General features: G+C 50.0%; 19 protein-coding genes. 5 read left to right on the top strand and 14 right to left on the bottom strand.

Going from position 1 to position 15,248, the window contains the following annotated elements; all coding sequences use genetic code 11:
* Positions 1-34: 34 nt before the first annotated feature.
* Positions 35-955 (bottom strand): kdo(2)-lipid IV(A) lauroyltransferase, encoded by a 921-nt coding sequence (lpxL, locus tag QUE34_RS06890; protein WP_001354911.1) that lies wholly within the window; start codon positions 953-955, stop codon positions 35-37.
* Positions 956-1,179: 224 nt separating this feature from the next.
* Here lpxL and trhO point away from each other — a divergent pair, with 224 nt between their 5' ends.
* Entirely contained in the window at positions 1,180-2,232 is a 1,053-nt protein-coding gene (gene trhO / locus QUE34_RS06895) for an oxygen-dependent tRNA uridine(34) hydroxylase TrhO (protein WP_001353290.1), read from the top strand.
* 41 nt (positions 2,233-2,273) lie between these two features.
* Here trhO and QUE34_RS06900 read toward each other — a convergent pair whose 3' ends face one another.
* From QUE34_RS06900 to mdtH, 10 genes are all read right to left on the bottom strand, one after another.
* Positions 2,274-2,849 (bottom strand): YceI family protein, encoded by a 576-nt coding sequence (locus tag QUE34_RS06900; protein ID WP_000749261.1) that lies wholly within the window; start codon positions 2,847-2,849, stop codon positions 2,274-2,276.
* 3 nt (positions 2,850-2,852) lie between these two features.
* Positions 2,853-3,419, bottom strand: a complete 567-nt coding sequence (locus tag QUE34_RS06905; RefSeq protein ID WP_032302850.1) for a cytochrome b — start codon at positions 3,417-3,419, stop codon at positions 2,853-2,855.
* Between the two features lie 261 nt (positions 3,420-3,680).
* Positions 3,681-3,794 carry a YceO family protein gene (locus QUE34_RS06910; protein ID WP_001253418.1) on the bottom strand — a complete coding sequence of 38 codons (114 nt, stop codon included), beginning with the start codon at positions 3,792-3,794 and terminating at the stop codon, positions 3,681-3,683.
* A gap of 47 nt (positions 3,795-3,841) precedes the next feature.
* Positions 3,842-4,960 carry an N-methyl-L-tryptophan oxidase gene (gene solA / locus QUE34_RS06915; protein ID WP_032302851.1) on the bottom strand — a complete coding sequence of 373 codons (1,119 nt, stop codon included), beginning with the start codon at positions 4,958-4,960 and terminating at the stop codon, positions 3,842-3,844.
* A gap of 114 nt (positions 4,961-5,074) precedes the next feature.
* Positions 5,075-5,329 (bottom strand): biofilm formation regulator BssS, encoded by a 255-nt coding sequence (gene bssS / locus QUE34_RS06920; RefSeq protein ID WP_000414437.1) that lies wholly within the window; start codon positions 5,327-5,329, stop codon positions 5,075-5,077.
* 289 nt (positions 5,330-5,618) lie between these two features.
* Positions 5,619-5,864, bottom strand: coding sequence for a DNA damage-inducible protein I (gene dinI, locus QUE34_RS06925; protein ID WP_001217754.1), 246 nt, complete (start codon positions 5,862-5,864; stop codon positions 5,619-5,621).
* Between the two features lie 73 nt (positions 5,865-5,937).
* On the bottom strand, positions 5,938-6,984 hold the full coding sequence (gene pyrC / locus QUE34_RS06930; protein WP_000126544.1) for a dihydroorotase: 1,047 nt from the start codon (positions 6,982-6,984) through the stop codon (positions 5,938-5,940).
* 105 nt (positions 6,985-7,089) lie between these two features.
* Entirely contained in the window at positions 7,090-7,650 is a 561-nt protein-coding gene (locus QUE34_RS06935; RefSeq protein WP_001353288.1) for a lipoprotein, read from the bottom strand.
* A 133-nt stretch (positions 7,651-7,783) separates the two neighbouring features.
* Positions 7,784-8,431, bottom strand: a complete 648-nt coding sequence (grxB, locus tag QUE34_RS06940) for a glutaredoxin 2 (RefSeq protein WP_032302853.1) — start codon at positions 8,429-8,431, stop codon at positions 7,784-7,786.
* 63 nt (positions 8,432-8,494) lie between these two features.
* Entirely contained in the window at positions 8,495-9,703 is a 1,209-nt protein-coding gene (mdtH, locus tag QUE34_RS06945; RefSeq protein ID WP_000092207.1) for a multidrug efflux MFS transporter MdtH, read from the bottom strand.
* Between the two features lie 235 nt (positions 9,704-9,938).
* Between mdtH and rimJ the strand changes: the two genes are divergently transcribed.
* The 4 genes from rimJ to murJ all read left to right on the top strand — a co-directional run bounded on the left by rimJ (position 9,939) and on the right by murJ (position 13,751).
* Positions 9,939-10,523, top strand: coding sequence for a ribosomal protein S5-alanine N-acetyltransferase (gene rimJ, locus QUE34_RS06950; protein WP_000468190.1), 585 nt, complete (start codon positions 9,939-9,941; stop codon positions 10,521-10,523).
* 10 nt (positions 10,524-10,533) lie between these two features.
* The gene (locus QUE34_RS06955; protein ID WP_000877119.1) at positions 10,534-11,181 is read left to right on the top strand and encodes a YceH family protein; all 648 of its coding nucleotides are present in this window, start codon (positions 10,534-10,536) and stop codon (positions 11,179-11,181) included.
* 1 nt (position 11,182) lies between these two features.
* The gene (locus tag QUE34_RS06960; protein ID WP_032302856.1) at positions 11,183-12,106 is read left to right on the top strand and encodes a Gfo/Idh/MocA family protein; all 924 of its coding nucleotides are present in this window, start codon (positions 11,183-11,185) and stop codon (positions 12,104-12,106) included.
* A gap of 109 nt (positions 12,107-12,215) precedes the next feature.
* Positions 12,216-13,751 (top strand): murein biosynthesis integral membrane protein MurJ, encoded by a 1,536-nt coding sequence (gene murJ, locus QUE34_RS06965; protein WP_001050688.1) that lies wholly within the window; start codon positions 12,216-12,218, stop codon positions 13,749-13,751.
* A 39-nt stretch (positions 13,752-13,790) separates the two neighbouring features.
* Here the strand turns inward: murJ and flgN are convergent, their stop codons facing one another.
* The 3 genes from flgN to flgA form a co-directional block, all read right to left on the bottom strand.
* Positions 13,791-14,207, bottom strand: a complete 417-nt coding sequence (gene flgN, locus QUE34_RS06970) for a flagella biosynthesis chaperone FlgN (RefSeq protein WP_000197347.1) — start codon at positions 14,205-14,207, stop codon at positions 13,791-13,793.
* A 4-nt stretch (positions 14,208-14,211) separates the two neighbouring features.
* Positions 14,212-14,505, bottom strand: a complete 294-nt coding sequence (gene flgM, locus QUE34_RS06975; protein ID WP_000020882.1) for a flagellar biosynthesis anti-sigma factor FlgM — start codon at positions 14,503-14,505, stop codon at positions 14,212-14,214.
* 75 nt (positions 14,506-14,580) lie between these two features.
* Positions 14,581-15,240, bottom strand: coding sequence for a flagellar basal body P-ring formation chaperone FlgA (gene flgA / locus QUE34_RS06980; protein ID WP_032302857.1), 660 nt, complete (start codon positions 15,238-15,240; stop codon positions 14,581-14,583).
* Between the last annotated feature and the right edge of the window lie 8 nt (positions 15,241-15,248).

Below are 15,248 nucleotides of genomic sequence, written 5' to 3' on the forward strand. Positions count from 1 at the left end.
CGGATGCCATTCTCAAGCATCCGGCATGGGAGATTTAATAGCGTGAAGGAACGCCTTCCGGACGTGTTTTAAAGCGACGGTGTAACCACATATACTGCTCTGGTGCCATCATGATGCATTTTTCGACCACTTTGTTCATCCACGCGGCGGTGGTTTCGGCATCATCCAGCGGCGGAGAACACTCTGGCGGTAGCATAATCAACTGATACCCTTTGCCATCTGGCTTACGGCGTGGAACGAAGGGCACCAGACATGCGCCGGACATCCGTGCCAGCATCCAGGTTCCGGTTGTGGTCGCAGCCTGCTCAACGGCAAACAACGGGACGAAAACGCTTGAGCGCGGGCCGTAATCATGATCCGGTGCGTACCAAACCACTTCGCCTTTTTTCAGGGCTTTAATCATGCCTTTTAAATCTTTGCGGTCGAGCATCGATTTATTTGAGCGCAAACGGCCCCAGGTTTGTAGCCAGTCAATCAGTGGATTATCGTTCGGGCGGTAAACGCCAATGCCCGGCTCCTGCATACCAAACTGCCGCGCACCCAGCTCCAGAGTCAGAAAATGGATGCCAACTAACAGGATGCCGCGTTTTTGCGCCTGCACGTCACGAATGTGTTCCATGCCGATCACTTCCGTCCAGCGGGCGATTCGGCGGTCCGGCCAGAACCACGCCATGCCGGTTTCCATCAGCCCCATACCAACAGATTCGAAATTCTTCACCACCATTTCACGGCGTTCTTGTTCGCTCATTTCCGGGAAGCACAGTTCCAGGTTGCGATGCACAATTTTTGCGCGTCGTTTCATAAAACGTAACGCCAGTTTTCCTAATCCACAACCGAGGCGGTAGATAACCGGGTAGGGCAATTGCACGACTAACCAAAGTACGCCAATACCCAACCAGGTTAACCAATAACGCGGATGAAGCAGTGCGGTGGAGAACTTGGGTAGATTCGTCATATCAATCCTGTTTTTCAACCTATTCGGGCAATTGTATGTATTGTCGCATTTTTTCGCCCGCAACCAAAATTTGTGGCTGAAGACTGGGCGAAATTACCGCGCTTGTAAATAATAAATAATTTTTAATGCGCAAATGTAGCGTAAAATGTGTGGATGTTAATTATCGATAATTGCTATATCATGCCGCGGATTTTTACTTTCCCATCTCGCAGGAACCGTACACCATGCCAGTGTTACACAACCGCATTTCCAACGACGCGCTGAAAGCCAAAATGTTGGCTGAGCGCGAACCGCGCACCACCATTTCGTTTTATAAGTATTTCCACATCGCCGATCCGAAAGCGACCCGTGACGCTTTATATCAGCTGTTTACTGCGCTGAATATTTTTGGGCGAGTGTATCTGGCGCATGAGGGGATTAACGCGCAAATCAGTGTACCTGCGAGCAATGTTGAAACATTTCGCGCACAGCTATACGGCTTCGACCCGGCTTTAGATGGCTTACGCCTGAATATCGCGTTGGATGATGACGGGAAATCCTTCTGGGTACTGCGCATGAAGGTGCGCGATCGCATCGTAGCCGACGGTATTGACGATCCTCACTTCGATGCCAGTAATGTTGGTGAGTATTTGCAAGCGGCGGAAGTGAACGCCATGCTTGACGATCCCGATGCACTGTTTATCGACATGCGTAACCACTATGAGTATGAAGTGGGGCACTTTGAAAACGCGCTGGAAATTCCGGCAGATACCTTCCGTGAGCAGCTGCCAAAAGCAGTCGAGATGATGCAGGAACATAAAGATAAAAAAATCGTTATGTACTGCACCGGCGGCATTCGTTGTGAAAAGGCCAGTGCCTGGATGAAACATAACGGATTCAATAAAGTCTGGCATATCGAAGGCGGAATTATTGAATACGCCCGTAAGGCGCGCGAGCAGGGCTTACCGGTGCGTTTTATTGGCAAAAATTTTGTGTTTGACGAGCGGATGGGCGAACGTATATCTGATGAGATTATCGCGCATTGCCACCAGTGCGGTGCGCCGTGCGATAGCCATACCAACTGTAAAAATGATGGCTGCCACCTGCTGTTTATTCAGTGTCCAGTATGTGCAGAAAAATACAAAGGTTGTTGCAGTGAGATTTGCTGCGAAGAAAGCGCGTTACCGCCAGAAGAACAGCGACGCCGTCGGGCAGGACGTGAAAATGGCAATAAGATCTTTAATAAGTCTCGTGGACGTCTGAATACAACACTGGGCATTCCTGATCCAACAGAATAAAAATCATTGCCGGATGCGTGTCATCCGGCAACATTTCACGCTTACTTCTGCTGTACGCCTTCCACTGAAATAATCAGATCCACTTCCTGAGAAGCTGGACCTAAATCTGTTTTGATATTGAAGTCCTTGAGCTTAATTTTGCCTTCGGCCTCGAAGCCTGCACGTTTACCACCCCACGGGTCGTCGCCTTGACCAATTAATTTCGCTTCCAGCGTGACGGGTTTGGTTACGCCATTCAGCGTCAGATCGCCAGTAATATCCAGTTCGTCACCGTCTTTCTTCACGCTGGTGGAGGTGAATGTTGCCTGTGGATATTTTGCGGTATTGAGAAAATCCGCACTGCGAAGATGTTTATCGCGTTCGGCGTGGTTAGTATCGACGCTGGTGGTGTTAATTGTCACATTCACTTTATCGGCAGCTGGATTTTTTTCATCAAAGGTAAAAGTACCGTCGAAATCTTTAAAGGTGCCATATAACCAGCTATAGCCAAGATGCTGGATGCGGAAGTTAACAAAGGCGTGCTGACCTTCTTTGTCAATTTTGTAATCGGCGGCAACCGCTGAACCGGCAGAGAACATCAAGGAAGCGAAGGTTAAACCAAGCAGGCTTTTTTTCATTTTTTATACTCCATAGTCAGATGACGACTTTCCCAGCATGCGCTTCAGAGTGTCGTCTTTATCGATGAAATGATGCTTCAGGGCCATAAATCCGTGCATAACGGACAGTACTACGACGCTCCACGCGAGCCAAAAATGCAGGGCACCGGCAAAGTCAGCCTGTGCGCCAGCGTCGGCGAGGGTCGCGGGGACGTCAAACCAGCCAAAAACGCTGATCGGTTTACCATCGGCAGTTGAGATCAGATAGCCGCTGATGCCGATGGCAAAGAGCAATAGGTACAATGCAAGATGTCCAGCCTTTGCGCCAACACGAGTCATGGGCGAATAACTTTGCAGCGGACCCGGCGGTGGAGATATGACACGCCAAAGAACGCGAATAACCAGCCCCATCATTAACAAAATGCCGATGCTTTTATGCAATTCGGGTGCTTTGTGGTACCAGCCATCGTAATAGCTGAGCGTGACCATCCACAGACCTAAAGCAAACATGCCATAGACAATAATTGCGCTTAGCCAATGTAAGGCCGCAGATATAACACCATAGCGTTCAGGGGTATTTGTGAATGACATAAGTGCATCCAAAAAGAATTTGCGAGAGAAAGAAAATGGCGTGTCGGAGAATGAATTGCAACACAAAAATAACAAATTGAATGATATTTATTTTTATTTCAATAATTTTGAATTAATAATGAAAGAATCTTCATAAGTTTAGTGGGTTCAGCATCTGGAAGGTCTGGTGAGTGCTGTAGAGGCAGGAAGAATCTCATTCAATTTTTCACGCTAAATGAAAGGGAGATTAAATATTTGTCAGTTTATGTCAGTGCGGAAAAACTAAAAATAAAACACGTAGATCAGGTCCATAATTGCCAACAGTCCCCAGAGAAAAAGATAAAGCATCAGATGCTCGCGAATATTATTGATGAGATAGTGCAACAGCCGACGCATTAAATACTCCTGTAAAAACGGCCTCATTCTGGAGGCCGTAATGATGATTATTGGAAGCGGGAAAGCATGAATGGCGTCAAATCAAAATCGCTTTTTTTGTCTTGCGCAAAATCGGCAGCTATTTCCCCTAAAACTGACGCAAATTTAAAACCGTGCCCGCTCAGGCCGGTAATGAGCAGTGTATTATCGTGGCCGGGTAGAGTATCGATAATAAAATCTTCGTCAGGCGAATTATCATAGGTGCAGGCAGCGCCGTACAGGCAGCAACCGATACCCGGCAATACATTGCGCAAGAACGGGAAGGCTTCCGAGCCATCGCTGACGACTTCCGCAAACGGAACACGTTCATCCGCTGAATGGATAACCTGGCCTCCGTTATGTTTGCCAATCTTCAACGCGTCGTTTTCTGCCGGAAAACCATAATATTGATCGCCATTGGGCAGTTCACCGGTAAACGCCGGGAATTTATTCTTCACGCTATAGCGACCATCGGCCTGATACCAGGTAAATACTTTGCGTACGGGCTGGACAGGCAGTTCCGGGAGCAGATCTTTTACCCATGTTCCCGCGCAGACAATCGCCTTTTTCGCCTGATACTCACCGTCAGCGGTTTCAATAGTTACGCCATCATCGTCATGACGAATTGCGGTGACCGGGCAGTTGAACAACTGCGCACAACCCGCTTCCTTCGCCAGTTGAATCCAGGTTTTAATCGCCAGTTCGCTGCGTAAAAAGCCGGAATCAGTCTCAAATAAGCCGATGTAGTTGTCCGGGACGCGTATTTCCGGCCAGCGGGCCATAATCCCTTGCGCATCGAGCTTTTCAACGTTGAGTTGCCACTGTTCGGCGCTGTGGGCGACGTTGGCGAGAAATGTGGAATCAGCCGGGCCAAGGTTAATGACGCCAGAGCGTACAAAAATGGGATCTTCTTCGTTGTGGCGGGAGAGTTCATCCCACAGCGTTTGCGCGCGGAGGACCAGCGGGACATACTTTTCGCCTTCACCATAAGCATGGCGAATTAATCGCGTATCGCCGTGGTGGCTGCCGTGTTGATGCGGTGGCATATGGGCGTCGGTCATTAGCACGTTTAAACCGGCACGGGTTGCATAATACCCGGCGGCAGCGCCTACGGAACCGCTGCCAATAATGATGAGATCGTATTTCATTTTTTTCTCTCTGCTCTCATGGTTTAAGCAGAGTAATTAACTGAATGCAGATATACAACCCAGAAATGGTAAAGGCACCAGTGAGGTGCCTTTTGGGTGGATGGTCATGTCATGTTAATGACGCCGATACTCGTTTACCGGGAAATCACCGGATTCAATTTTGGCGATTCCTGCTTCTAATATCGAAATAAATTGTCTGGCAACATCAGTGGTTAACCAGAGCGTCTGACCAACTTCAGTCCCTTCCTGCTCGGACTTATTTGGGGTCTGGTAATGCAAACGCAACATCAGCGCATCATAGCTATCAACGGTGCTGATGTCCCACCCTACGAGCGGATGAGTCTGAATGACTTCATTATTTTTTTCCATCATGGCCCCCTAATTCGTGTTACTAGACAACGTTATTCGAGGTTCAATGCGTTTTTATCTGAAGCAACTTCAGTATACCAATAAGTAAGGGTATTCACCGAATTTTTAAAGGGGGGAACAGATAAATTTTTGCTTTTAAGATTTATATGAACAATAAAACAGCATGTCATTCATATTTTTTTAGCATATTGTGCAATTATTTTGAGGAAGTGTAGGAATTTTGTACTCGAAAATCGTAAGTAAAATAAAAAAGCCGGGGCGACCCGGCAAAAACAAAAATCACTGCATATTATTCGCTGACAAACCAGTCATCGGCGCTTTCCCACGTTTCCTGGAGAATTTCGCTAATGCGCTGTTTATCTTCTTTTGTCGCGCCAATAACCGATAAATTATTCGCTGCGGCATAACGTACCGATACGTGGCCTTCATTATCAGGAAACGCATACTGAATACGGCGGGAAAGTTCGCCAGCCAGGGCGTCAATAGCCCCAGCTGGCAATGGAGAAGTTTTCGCTATGGTGACTTCAATTCGCATAATAGCCCCCTGTTGAATATACTGGTTATTTATACAGTTAAAATAACCTAATGACAACAGGAAGCTACGATTTTTATTGTTTAACGGACCAGCGTACCGTTTCCCCGGCGAGGAATGGCACCAGTGTGTCATCAGTCAATGCGATGCTTTCAGCAACCTGTTGCTCTTTGCGGACCAGTTCGATGAATGTGTCGTTGACCGGCAAGCCATAGAACTGTGGGCCGTTTACAGAACAGAATGCTTCAAAGTGCTGCAGAGCATTCATCTCTTCAAAGACGGTAGCGTAACTGCCCAGCGCGGTTGGGGCGTTGAAGCAGCCCGCGCAGCCGCAGCTGCTCTCTTTGCGATGACGTGCATGCGGCGCAGAATCCGTACCGAGGAATACGCGATTAAAACCGCTGGCGACCAGTTCACGCAGTGCCTGTTGGTGAATATTGCGTTTGAGGATGGGTAGACAATACAGGTGTGGACGCACGCCACCAACCAGCATATGGTTGCGGTTAAACATCAGATGCTGCGGAGTGATGGTGGCAGCCAGACGTTCATTTCCGTCACGGACATAGTCGGCAGCATCTTTGGTGGTGATGTGCTCAAAAACGACTTTCAGCGCGGTCAGGCGCTGGCGAAGCGGTTCCATTACGCTTTCTATAAAGCGCGCCTCACGATCAAAAATGTCGATATCTGCATGTGTCACTTCACCATGCACCAGTAGCGGCATACCGATTTTTTCCATGCGCTCAAGTACCGGCATGATTGCATCAACCGACGTCACGCCGTGGCTGGAGTTAGTGGTTGCGTTTGCGGGGTAAAGTTTTGCAGCGGTGAACACGCCTTCGTTAAATCCACGTTCCAGCTCATTAGGGTCCAGCGAATCTGTTAAATAACAGGTCATCAGCGGGGTGAAATCGTGCCCGGCAGGTACGGCGTCGAGAATACGCTGGCGATATGCCACGGCAGCCTCAACGGTGGTCACGGGCGGAGCCAGATTGGGCATTACGATAGCCCGCCCATATATTTCGCTGGTATAAGGCACGACAGTTTTTAACATGTCGCCATCGCGGAGGTGAAGGTGCCAGTCGTCTGGGCGGCGGATCTTTAATACCTGGGATGGTGCAGTCATTAATCTCTATGCTCCGGCTGAAGGGATGTTTTTGCCGGACACAAAGGATAAGCGGAAACGTTTTCCTTTGCACGAAAAATAAAGGGCGCAAATGCGCCCTCGTGATTAATCAGTAAACGGAATGACAATTTCACCAGGCTTCACTTCAATACCTTTCGCCAGTTTCTTCGCCATTGCTTCGCCCTTACTGCCATCTTCGCGCAGGACATAAGCAGGTTGCTGGTTAAAGTAATTGCGTAATGCCTGGTTCAAATAGGGAAGCAACGTTTGCATCACCGTTTGCATTTTTTCCGGTTGTACCGTCGCATCGACTACTTCCATCTCTTTCAGGAAGATCGCGCCTTTTTCTTTATCAAACACAGGCAGCGCTTTCAGCTTCAGTTTCATGGTCGCTTTCTGGCTACCGAACAGGGAGTTCATGTCCAGATTGGCGTCTCCGGTTAGGGTAACCTTATTCGGCTCTTCGCGACCAATTTGGCTGGTCAGGTTTGTCAGAACAATATGGGCGTCAGCCACGCCGGGTAAACCGATATCTTTTGAGAAATTATTATGTTTCGCAAGCGACTGGTTAATTTCTTGTTCGGTGATGGTGTATTGGGTGAGTTGATTACAGCCAACGAGCAGGCCACTGACGAACAATACAGCGGCAAATAAAAACTTGTTCATGGTAGTCCTCGACATGAAATCTGCGTCAATATCCTGACACAACGCAGCATGTGTCACCAGCGATAAACTCGCCAGCAGAAAAAACTGAAAACGGCGGCAACCCGCGAATACAGGCTGCCGCGGCGGGTCAGGATTAAATCGCCATTGATGATAACAAATTGATTTGTGTCTGTTTCGCCATATTATCGCGGTAATCAGCAACGCGGCTTGGCCAGTTGATTCCGGCTACCAGCGTCAGATTACGCAGGAGCGGAAATAGCTGAATATCGTCTTCCGAAAGTTCGCCATTCACGGCGTTCGGTTTGACGATAAGTTTGTCCAGCGCACGAAAATCATCGCTGATATTCTTAATCAGACCGTCAGAGTGGGCCAGCAGGTCGGAAAAATTACCCGCGCTGGCTTCTTTCTTGTCGACAAAATATTTGCGTGCGGCGGGAGTAGAAAACTCATCAAATGCCGATTTGGCAAAACGCGGTAACAGCAGTTTGTTGGCGTAGCCGTTGACCTTGCGCAGCCATTCTTCAATGGCAGGTGAACGTTTGCCGGTCAGTAACGGTTTGCCGTCGAGTTTATCGACATAGTGAACGATGTCCATGCTTTCTGGCATATAGCGGCTGTCATCTTTTTGCAGAATGGGAACCTGTTTTTGACCGACCATCCGGGTGGGTGTTTCTGCGTCGTCATTGAGCAGAACATGTAATTCGACGGGGATATTTTTCAGGCCGAAAATCATGCGGGCTTTGAGGCAGTAAGGGCAGTGATCGTAAATGTATAGCTTCACGTGACTCCTCCATTTGGCTGTCAGTTCATTTTCAGTATGGAGGAGTCAGGGGGGAGTATCAAATCAGGCGTCGCGTTCCAGCAAACGACGCGCGGTGCGTTTCTGGCTAAACTGCCAACCCAGCGCAAGGAAAGTGAAGATGCCAATAATGCCCAGCATCATCCACGGAAGCTCTGGTTGGTGCGCTGATTTACCCAAGTCAAATAGCCAGCCACCACCGATATAACCAATCGCGCCGCCAATCGCCAGACCCAGACGGCTAAACCCCATATAGCTGCCGCGTGCTCTTGCATCTGCCAGCGAAGCACTTAAGGTTTCACGCGCAGGCTCAGCAATGATCGACCCGATATAAAACAGACAAATCAGAGTGAAAAGTTGTTGCAGGCCGCTGACCATACCCACTGGCATCATGCTTAATGACATTATTAATAGCCCAGCCATCAATCGGTGTTCCAGACGAAAATGTTTTTCACTCCAGCGGGCGATAGGGTAGAGCAACGTTAACGACAGACACGCCTCAATGGCATACATCCATTTAACGGCAGACGGCGCGCCCGCGACGTCGTTGACCATAATTGGCAGCATCAGCATCACTTGTACAGCCAGCATGTAGTAACCCGCCAGCGTCAGGACATAGGTGACAAAACGCTTGTCGCGCATCACGCGGGTCATGCCTTCGCGAACGGGCGTGCGTACGGTGGAGAGTTTCCATGCCGGTAACAACCAGGCATTAAACGCAGCACACAGCACAAACAAAACGGCTCCTGTGGCACAGACCAGGCGAAAGTCGTATTGCAACAGCCAGCTTCCCAACAATGCGCCAATGACAGCACCAGCGCTGTCTTGCATCATTAATAGTGAGAAAAAACGGCCACGCTGCTGCGGGCGGATTAGTTTCACCACCAGCGCCGAACGCGGAGGATCAAACAACGTGCCGCCGAGTCCCGAAAGCAGGCATGAAAACCACAGTAGCCACGGTTCGTGGGCGATACCCATTGTGGCGAATCCGGCGGCACGCATCAGCATACCGGTGACAATCATCGGTTTGGCACCAAAGCGGTCGGCAATTGCGCCGCCGAAAATCCCCAGACCTTGCTGAATAAACTGGCGTAGGCCGAGGGCAATACCGACCATGACGGCGGCCCAGCCCATTTGATCAACGAAGCGGATAGAGATCAGCGGGAAGACAACAAAGAACCCCAGCACGACCAGCATATTATCGATGAGCAGGAAATATTTACCCAGGTTCCTCGCCTGCGACACGCGGGACATTTCCCCTCCCGGGAAATAAAAGATGAGCACTTTCTATTCTGCATTGCCGCTATGACTTTTCCCATCACTTCGGGGACAATATTTTTTTATCAAAACGTCGCTTTGATAGAGAGTTTTTATCAAATATGTGAATAATGCAGAAAATGGCATTCTGGACTTTTCACAGGGTCTGGTTGCGCAGGTATAGTAATACTTACAGCGTATTAAAGACGTTACGGGAAGGAGTAGGTATAGAATGTTTGGCTATCGCAGTAACGTGCCAAAAGTGCGCTTAACCACTGACCGACTGGTCGTGCGTCTGGTGCATGATCGTGATGCCTGGCGTCTTGCGGATTATTACGCAGAGAATCGCCATTTCCTCAAGCCCTGGGAGCCAGTGCGCGACGAAAGCCACTGTTATCCATCAGGCTGGCAGGCCAGGCTAGGGATGATTAACGAATTTCATAAACAAGGTTCAGCTTTCTACTTTGGCTTATTCGACCCGGACGAAAAAGAGATTATTGGCGTTGCCAATTTTTCCAATGTTGTTCGCGGCTCTTTTCATGCCTGCTATCTCGGTTATTCGATTGGGCAAAAATGGCAGGGCAAAGGACTCATGTTTGAAGCCCTGACCGCAGCCATTCGTTATATGCAGCGCACCCAACATATTCATCGCATTATGGCCAACTATATGCCGCACAATAAACGCAGCGGTGATTTACTGGCGCGATTGGGTTTTGAAAAAGAAGGTTATGCGAAAAACTATCTGTTGATTGATGGACAATGGCGCGATCATGTTCTGACGGCATTAACCACCCCAGACTGGACGCCTGGCCGCTAAGGAGAATCTGATGAAATATCAACTTACTGCTCTGGAAGCCCGCGTGATTGGCTGCTTGCTGGAAAAACAGGTGACTACGCCGGAGCAATACCCGCTTTCAGTAAATGGTGTAGTAACGGCCTGTAATCAGAAAACGAACCGTGAACCGGTCATGAATCTGAGTGAATCTGAAGTGCAGGAACAGCTGGATAATCTGGTCAAACGTCATTATCTACGCACGGTGAGCGGTTTTGGTAATCGGGTCACCAAATATGAGCAACGTTTTTGTAATTCAGAATTTGGCGATCTGAAACTGAGCGCCGCAGAAGTAGCGTTAATCACCACGTTGTTATTGCGTGGTGCCCAGACACCGGGAGAACTGCGCAGTCGCGCCGCGCGAATGTATGAGTTCAGCGATATGGCGGAAGTGGAGTCGACGCTTGAACAACTGGCGAATCGCGAAGATGGTCCTTTTGTGGTGCGTCTGGCCCGCGAACCGGGTAAACGCGAAAGCCGCTACATGCATCTTTTCAGTGGTGAGGTTGAAGATCAGCCGGCGGTAACGGATACGTCGAACGCGGTTGACGGTGATTTACAGGCCCGCGTCGAAGCTCTGGAAATCGAAGTGGCAGAACTGAAACAGCGTCTTGATTCGTTGCTGGCCCATCTGGGAGATTAAAGTGAAAAAATTACGTATCGGCGTAGTGGGGTTAGGCGGCATCGCGCAAAAGGCGTGGTTACCGGTGCTGGCGGCAGCGTCTGACTGGACGTTACAAGGTGCGTGGTCGCCAACGCGCGCGAAAGCTCTGCCAATTTGTGAAAGCTGGCGCATTCCTTATGCCGATTCGTTATCCAGCCTTGCTGCCTGTTGTGACGCTGTTTTTGTGCATTCCAGCACCGCCAGCCACTTTGACGTGGTCAGTGCGTTACTCAATGCGGGGGTACATGTCTGCGTCGATAAACCGCTGGCAGAAAATCTGCGCGATGCTGAACGGCTGGTTGAACTGGCGGCGCGGAAAAAACTGACGTTGATGGTCGGTTTTAACCGTCGTTTCGCACCACTCTACGGTGAGTTAAAAACGCAACTTGCCACCGCAGCCTCGCTAAGAATGGATAAACATCGTAGTAATAGCGTCGGGCCACACGACCTTTATTTCACGTTGCTGGATGATTATCTGCATGTGGTGGATACCGCGCTGTGGTTGTCGAGCGGCAAAGCCTCTCTGGATGGCGGTATGCTACTGACTAACGACGTGGGCGAAATGCTGTTTGCCGAGCACCATTTTTCGGCCGGTCCTTTGCAGATTACCACCTGTATGCATCGCCGTGCCGGAAGTCAGCGTGAAGCCGTGCAGGCCGTGACTGACGGTGCGCTCATCGACATTATAGATATGCGCGAATGGTGTGAGGAGCGCGGGCAGGGCGTGGTGCATAAACCTATTCCAGGTTGGCAGAGTACTCTTGAGCAACGTGGATTTGTTGGCTGTGCGCGTCACTTCATTGATTGCGTGCAAAATCAGACAGTTCCACAAACTGCCGGAGAACAGGCCGTGCTGGCGCAACGTATCGTTGACAAGATCTGGCGCGATGCGATGAGTGAATAAACCCTGTAACATCTGGCGGTAGCAATTCACCATAATCCAGGTAGACTATTCGCCTCTTTCAGCGCCTGCCTTGCAGGCGTTTTGCCCGTGGGTCTGGATTAGAACACCGATGAATTTATTAAAATCGCTGGCCGCCGTCAGCTCGATGACCATGTTTTCGCGTGTGCTTGGCTTCGCACGTGACGCAATTGTCGCCAGAATCTTTGGCGCAGGGATGGCAACAGACGCCTTTTTCGTCGCATTTAAACTTCCTAACTTGTTGCGCCGTATCTTTGCCGAAGGGGCATTTTCCCAGGCATTTGTACCGATTCTGGCGGAATATAAAAGCAAGCAGGGTGAAGACGCCACGCGGGTCTTCGTCTCTTATGTTTCTGGCTTGCTGACACTCGCGCTGGCGGTTGTGACGGTCGCCGGGATGCTCGCCGCGCCGTGGGTGATCATGGTGACCGCGCCGGGTTTTGCTGACACGGCCGACAAATTTGCCCTGACTACCCAGTTATTACAGATTACCTTTCCCTATATCTTGCTGATTTCCCTGGCGTCGCTGGTGGGTGCGATTCTGAATACCTGGAACCGCTTCTCGATTCCGGCATTTGCTCCAACGCTGCTTAACATCAGCATGATTGGCTTCGCGCTGTTTGCCGCACCGTACTTTAATCCTCCGGTGCTGGCGCTGGCATGGGCTGTTACGGTCGGCGGCATCCTACAGCTGGTGTATCAGCTACCGCATTTGAAGAAGATCGGCATGCTGGTTTTGCCACGCATTAACTTCCACGATGCCGGGGCAATGCGCGTGGTGAAACAGATGGGACCAGCGATCCTTGGCGTCTCTGTGAGCCAGATCTCCTTAATCATCAACACCATTTTTGCCTCGTTTCTTGCTTCCGGTTCGGTGTCGTGGATGTATTACGCCGACCGCCTAATGGAGTTTCCGTCCGGTGTACTGGGCGTGGCGCTTGGCACCATTTTGCTGCCGTCGCTGTCGAAAAGTTTTGCCAGTGGCAATCATGATGAATACAACCGTTTGATGGACTGGGGGCTGCGTCTTTGTTTCCTGTTGGCGCTGCCGAGTGCGGTTGCGTTGGGCATTCTTTCAGGTCCGTTAACCGTTTCGCTGTTCCAGTACGGTAAATTTACCGCCTTTGATGCGCTGATGACCCAGCGGGCGTTAATTGCCTACTCGGTGGGTTTGATTGGCCTGATTGTAGTGAAAGTGTTGGCTCCTGGCTTTTATTCCCGCCAGGACATTAAAACGCCAGTGAAAATTGCCATCGTTACGCTGATTTTAACGCAATTGATGAACCTGGCGTTTATCGGCCCGTTGAAACATGCCGGGCTGTCCCTTTCTATTGGTCTGGCGGCGTGTCTGAATGCTTCTCTGCTTTACTGGCAGTTGCGTAAGCAGAAAATCTTTACCCCGCAACCCGGCTGGATGCCGTTTCTGTTGCGTCTGGTGGTGGCGGTACTGGTGATGTCTGGCGTGCTTTTAGGTATGTTACATATCATGCCTGAGTGGTCACTGGGTACTATGCCCTGGCGTTTACTGCGTTTAATGGCGGTCGTGCTGGCGGGAATTGCCGCGTACTTCGCTGCACTGGCGGTGTTGGGCTTCAAAGTTAAAGAGTTTGCCCGTCGGACGGTATAACAATGCATTCCGGCCTGCACTGCAGGCCGGAGATAATCTTCAGATCGAAATCTTTTTACTGCCGCGATGGGGTATTGATGTCTGACCGTTCGCCCCGTACAGCGTCGGTTCCTGATGCGGTTTTAACATTTCCAGCGCCTGTTGATTGCGCTCAATCTGTCCTTCCAGTAACCAGCCATTATGTTGATTCATTTGACGTAGTTGCTGAGTTTGCACCGTAATTTCCTGCCAACGTTGACTAATATCAACGCTATTTTCTGCATTGGGTTCTTTTCTGCGTAACTGTTCGAGGTAATCCAACGTCGCCAGCAGTGAGCTTTTTTGTTCTGTAATCCATTGCAACTGGCTGCCGTTGATCTGCCCCATTGAGAGATGTTGCTGCTCTTGATCCATTACCGTTTTGAGATCGTTAAGCACTGCGGACATCTGGTCGAGGATCTCTGCAAGACGCGTCATACGATCAGTTACTCTGCAAGTCTTGCTGCGCTTCGTTGATTAGCGCATCGGCAATTTTGCCGGTGTCCATTTTTAGTTCACCGTTACGAATCGCCAGTTTTAACGCTTCGACACGTTCAAGATTGATATCACTGCTGCCGGGTTGCATTAGTTTTGCTTGCGCGTCGCTTAACGTCACACTGGTGCTGGTGGCGGCGGTTGTTTTTGCCGCCCGGGTATTCGTTACCGGCGCGTCAGTGGTTTCACGCGGTTGAACGGTGCTTACGGGCTTCAGAGGTGAAGTGCGGTCAATACTCATGGTTTATTCCTCATTGAGGGCGCTTTTATCATGTGTTGCTTATTTATCGGCATGGGTCGGGTAATCTTTAACAGGTTACAGGTTTATAAGAATATTCCCATCTGCATCGACAACGCCGCTGACCACCTGTCCCGATACCATGCGCACCCGCGCATTCTGTGCGACGGCAGCATTGTTCAGCGCCTGACCTTCAGCGTTGGCGCTAAACCCATCACCACTGGCGATCACGTTGACGCGTTGTCCCGCTTTTACACGCCAGGCCTGGCGCAACTGGGTTAATTGGATAGGTTGTTCGGGTGATAGATCGCGCAGGCTAACGGCATCAATAAGTTGATTGATATCCAACACAGTACGCGGCGGCAAGGTATCCAGCCTGCCGCGTTTCAGTTTTACATTGCCAGCTTCCAGCTTTCCTCCCCGCACAATGGGCATCGCGGCAACCACATAATTTCCTGTGGCCTGTACATTGACTTGCAAATATCGTTTGTCGTTACCGCAGCGTGCCAGCACATTCACATTTCCCCACAGGCGGGAATTATTGCTTATCGAAAGCAGTGGTTGCTCGCACGGCGGAAGTAGATGGGGCGATGTACGAATAGAAACACGAACCTCATCACTTACTCCCGCGAGCTGGGCGCTAAAAAAGGTTTGTAACTGCGATGTGAGATTGCTCGCCGTACTTAACGGACTGAACAGTATCGCAATGATCGCCACGCTACGTTTTATTGTCAGCATTTTCGCTC

The sequence above is a fragment of the Escherichia sp. KS167_9B genome (assembly GCF_030295215.1).
Lineage (GTDB): Bacteria > Pseudomonadota > Gammaproteobacteria > Enterobacterales > Enterobacteriaceae > Escherichia > Escherichia coli_F.

Coding starts and splice junctions, on each gene's coding strand:
- lpxL (WP_001354911.1), bottom strand. CDS start 955: ATGACGAATCTACCCAAGTTCTCCACCGCACTGCTTCATCCGCGTTAT.
- trhO (WP_001353290.1), top strand. CDS start 1,180: ATGCCAGTGTTACACAACCGCATTTCCAACGACGCGCTGAAAGCCAAA.
- QUE34_RS06900 (WP_000749261.1), bottom strand. CDS start 2,849: ATGAAAAAAAGCCTGCTTGGTTTAACCTTCGCTTCCTTGATGTTCTCT.
- QUE34_RS06905 (WP_032302850.1), bottom strand. CDS start 3,419: ATGTCATTCACAAATACCCCTGAACGCTATGGTGTTATATCTGCGGCC.
- QUE34_RS06910 (WP_001253418.1), bottom strand. CDS start 3,794: ATGCGTCGGCTGTTGCACTATCTCATCAATAATATTCGCGAGCATCTG.
- solA (WP_032302851.1), bottom strand. CDS start 4,960: ATGAAATACGATCTCATCATTATTGGCAGCGGTTCCGTAGGCGCTGCC.
- bssS (WP_000414437.1), bottom strand. CDS start 5,329: ATGGAAAAAAATAATGAAGTCATTCAGACTCATCCGCTCGTAGGGTGG.
- dinI (WP_001217754.1), bottom strand. CDS start 5,864: ATGCGAATTGAAGTCACCATAGCGAAAACTTCTCCATTGCCAGCTGGG.
- pyrC (WP_000126544.1), bottom strand. CDS start 6,984: ATGACTGCACCATCCCAGGTATTAAAGATCCGCCGCCCAGACGACTGG.
- QUE34_RS06935 (WP_001353288.1), bottom strand. CDS start 7,650: ATGAACAAGTTTTTATTTGCCGCTGTATTGTTCGTCAGTGGCCTGCTC.
- mdtH (WP_000092207.1), bottom strand. CDS start 9,703: ATGTCCCGCGTGTCGCAGGCGAGGAACCTGGGTAAATATTTCCTGCTC.
- rimJ (WP_000468190.1), top strand. CDS start 9,939: ATGTTTGGCTATCGCAGTAACGTGCCAAAAGTGCGCTTAACCACTGAC.
- QUE34_RS06955 (WP_000877119.1), top strand. CDS start 10,534: ATGAAATATCAACTTACTGCTCTGGAAGCCCGCGTGATTGGCTGCTTG.
- murJ (WP_001050688.1), top strand. CDS start 12,216: ATGAATTTATTAAAATCGCTGGCCGCCGTCAGCTCGATGACCATGTTT.
- flgN (WP_000197347.1), bottom strand. CDS start 14,207: ATGACGCGTCTTGCAGAGATCCTCGACCAGATGTCCGCAGTGCTTAAC.
- flgM (WP_000020882.1), bottom strand. CDS start 14,505: ATGAGTATTGACCGCACTTCACCTCTGAAGCCCGTAAGCACCGTTCAA.
- flgA (WP_032302857.1), bottom strand. CDS start 15,240: ATGCTGACAATAAAACGTAGCGTGGCGATCATTGCGATACTGTTCAGT.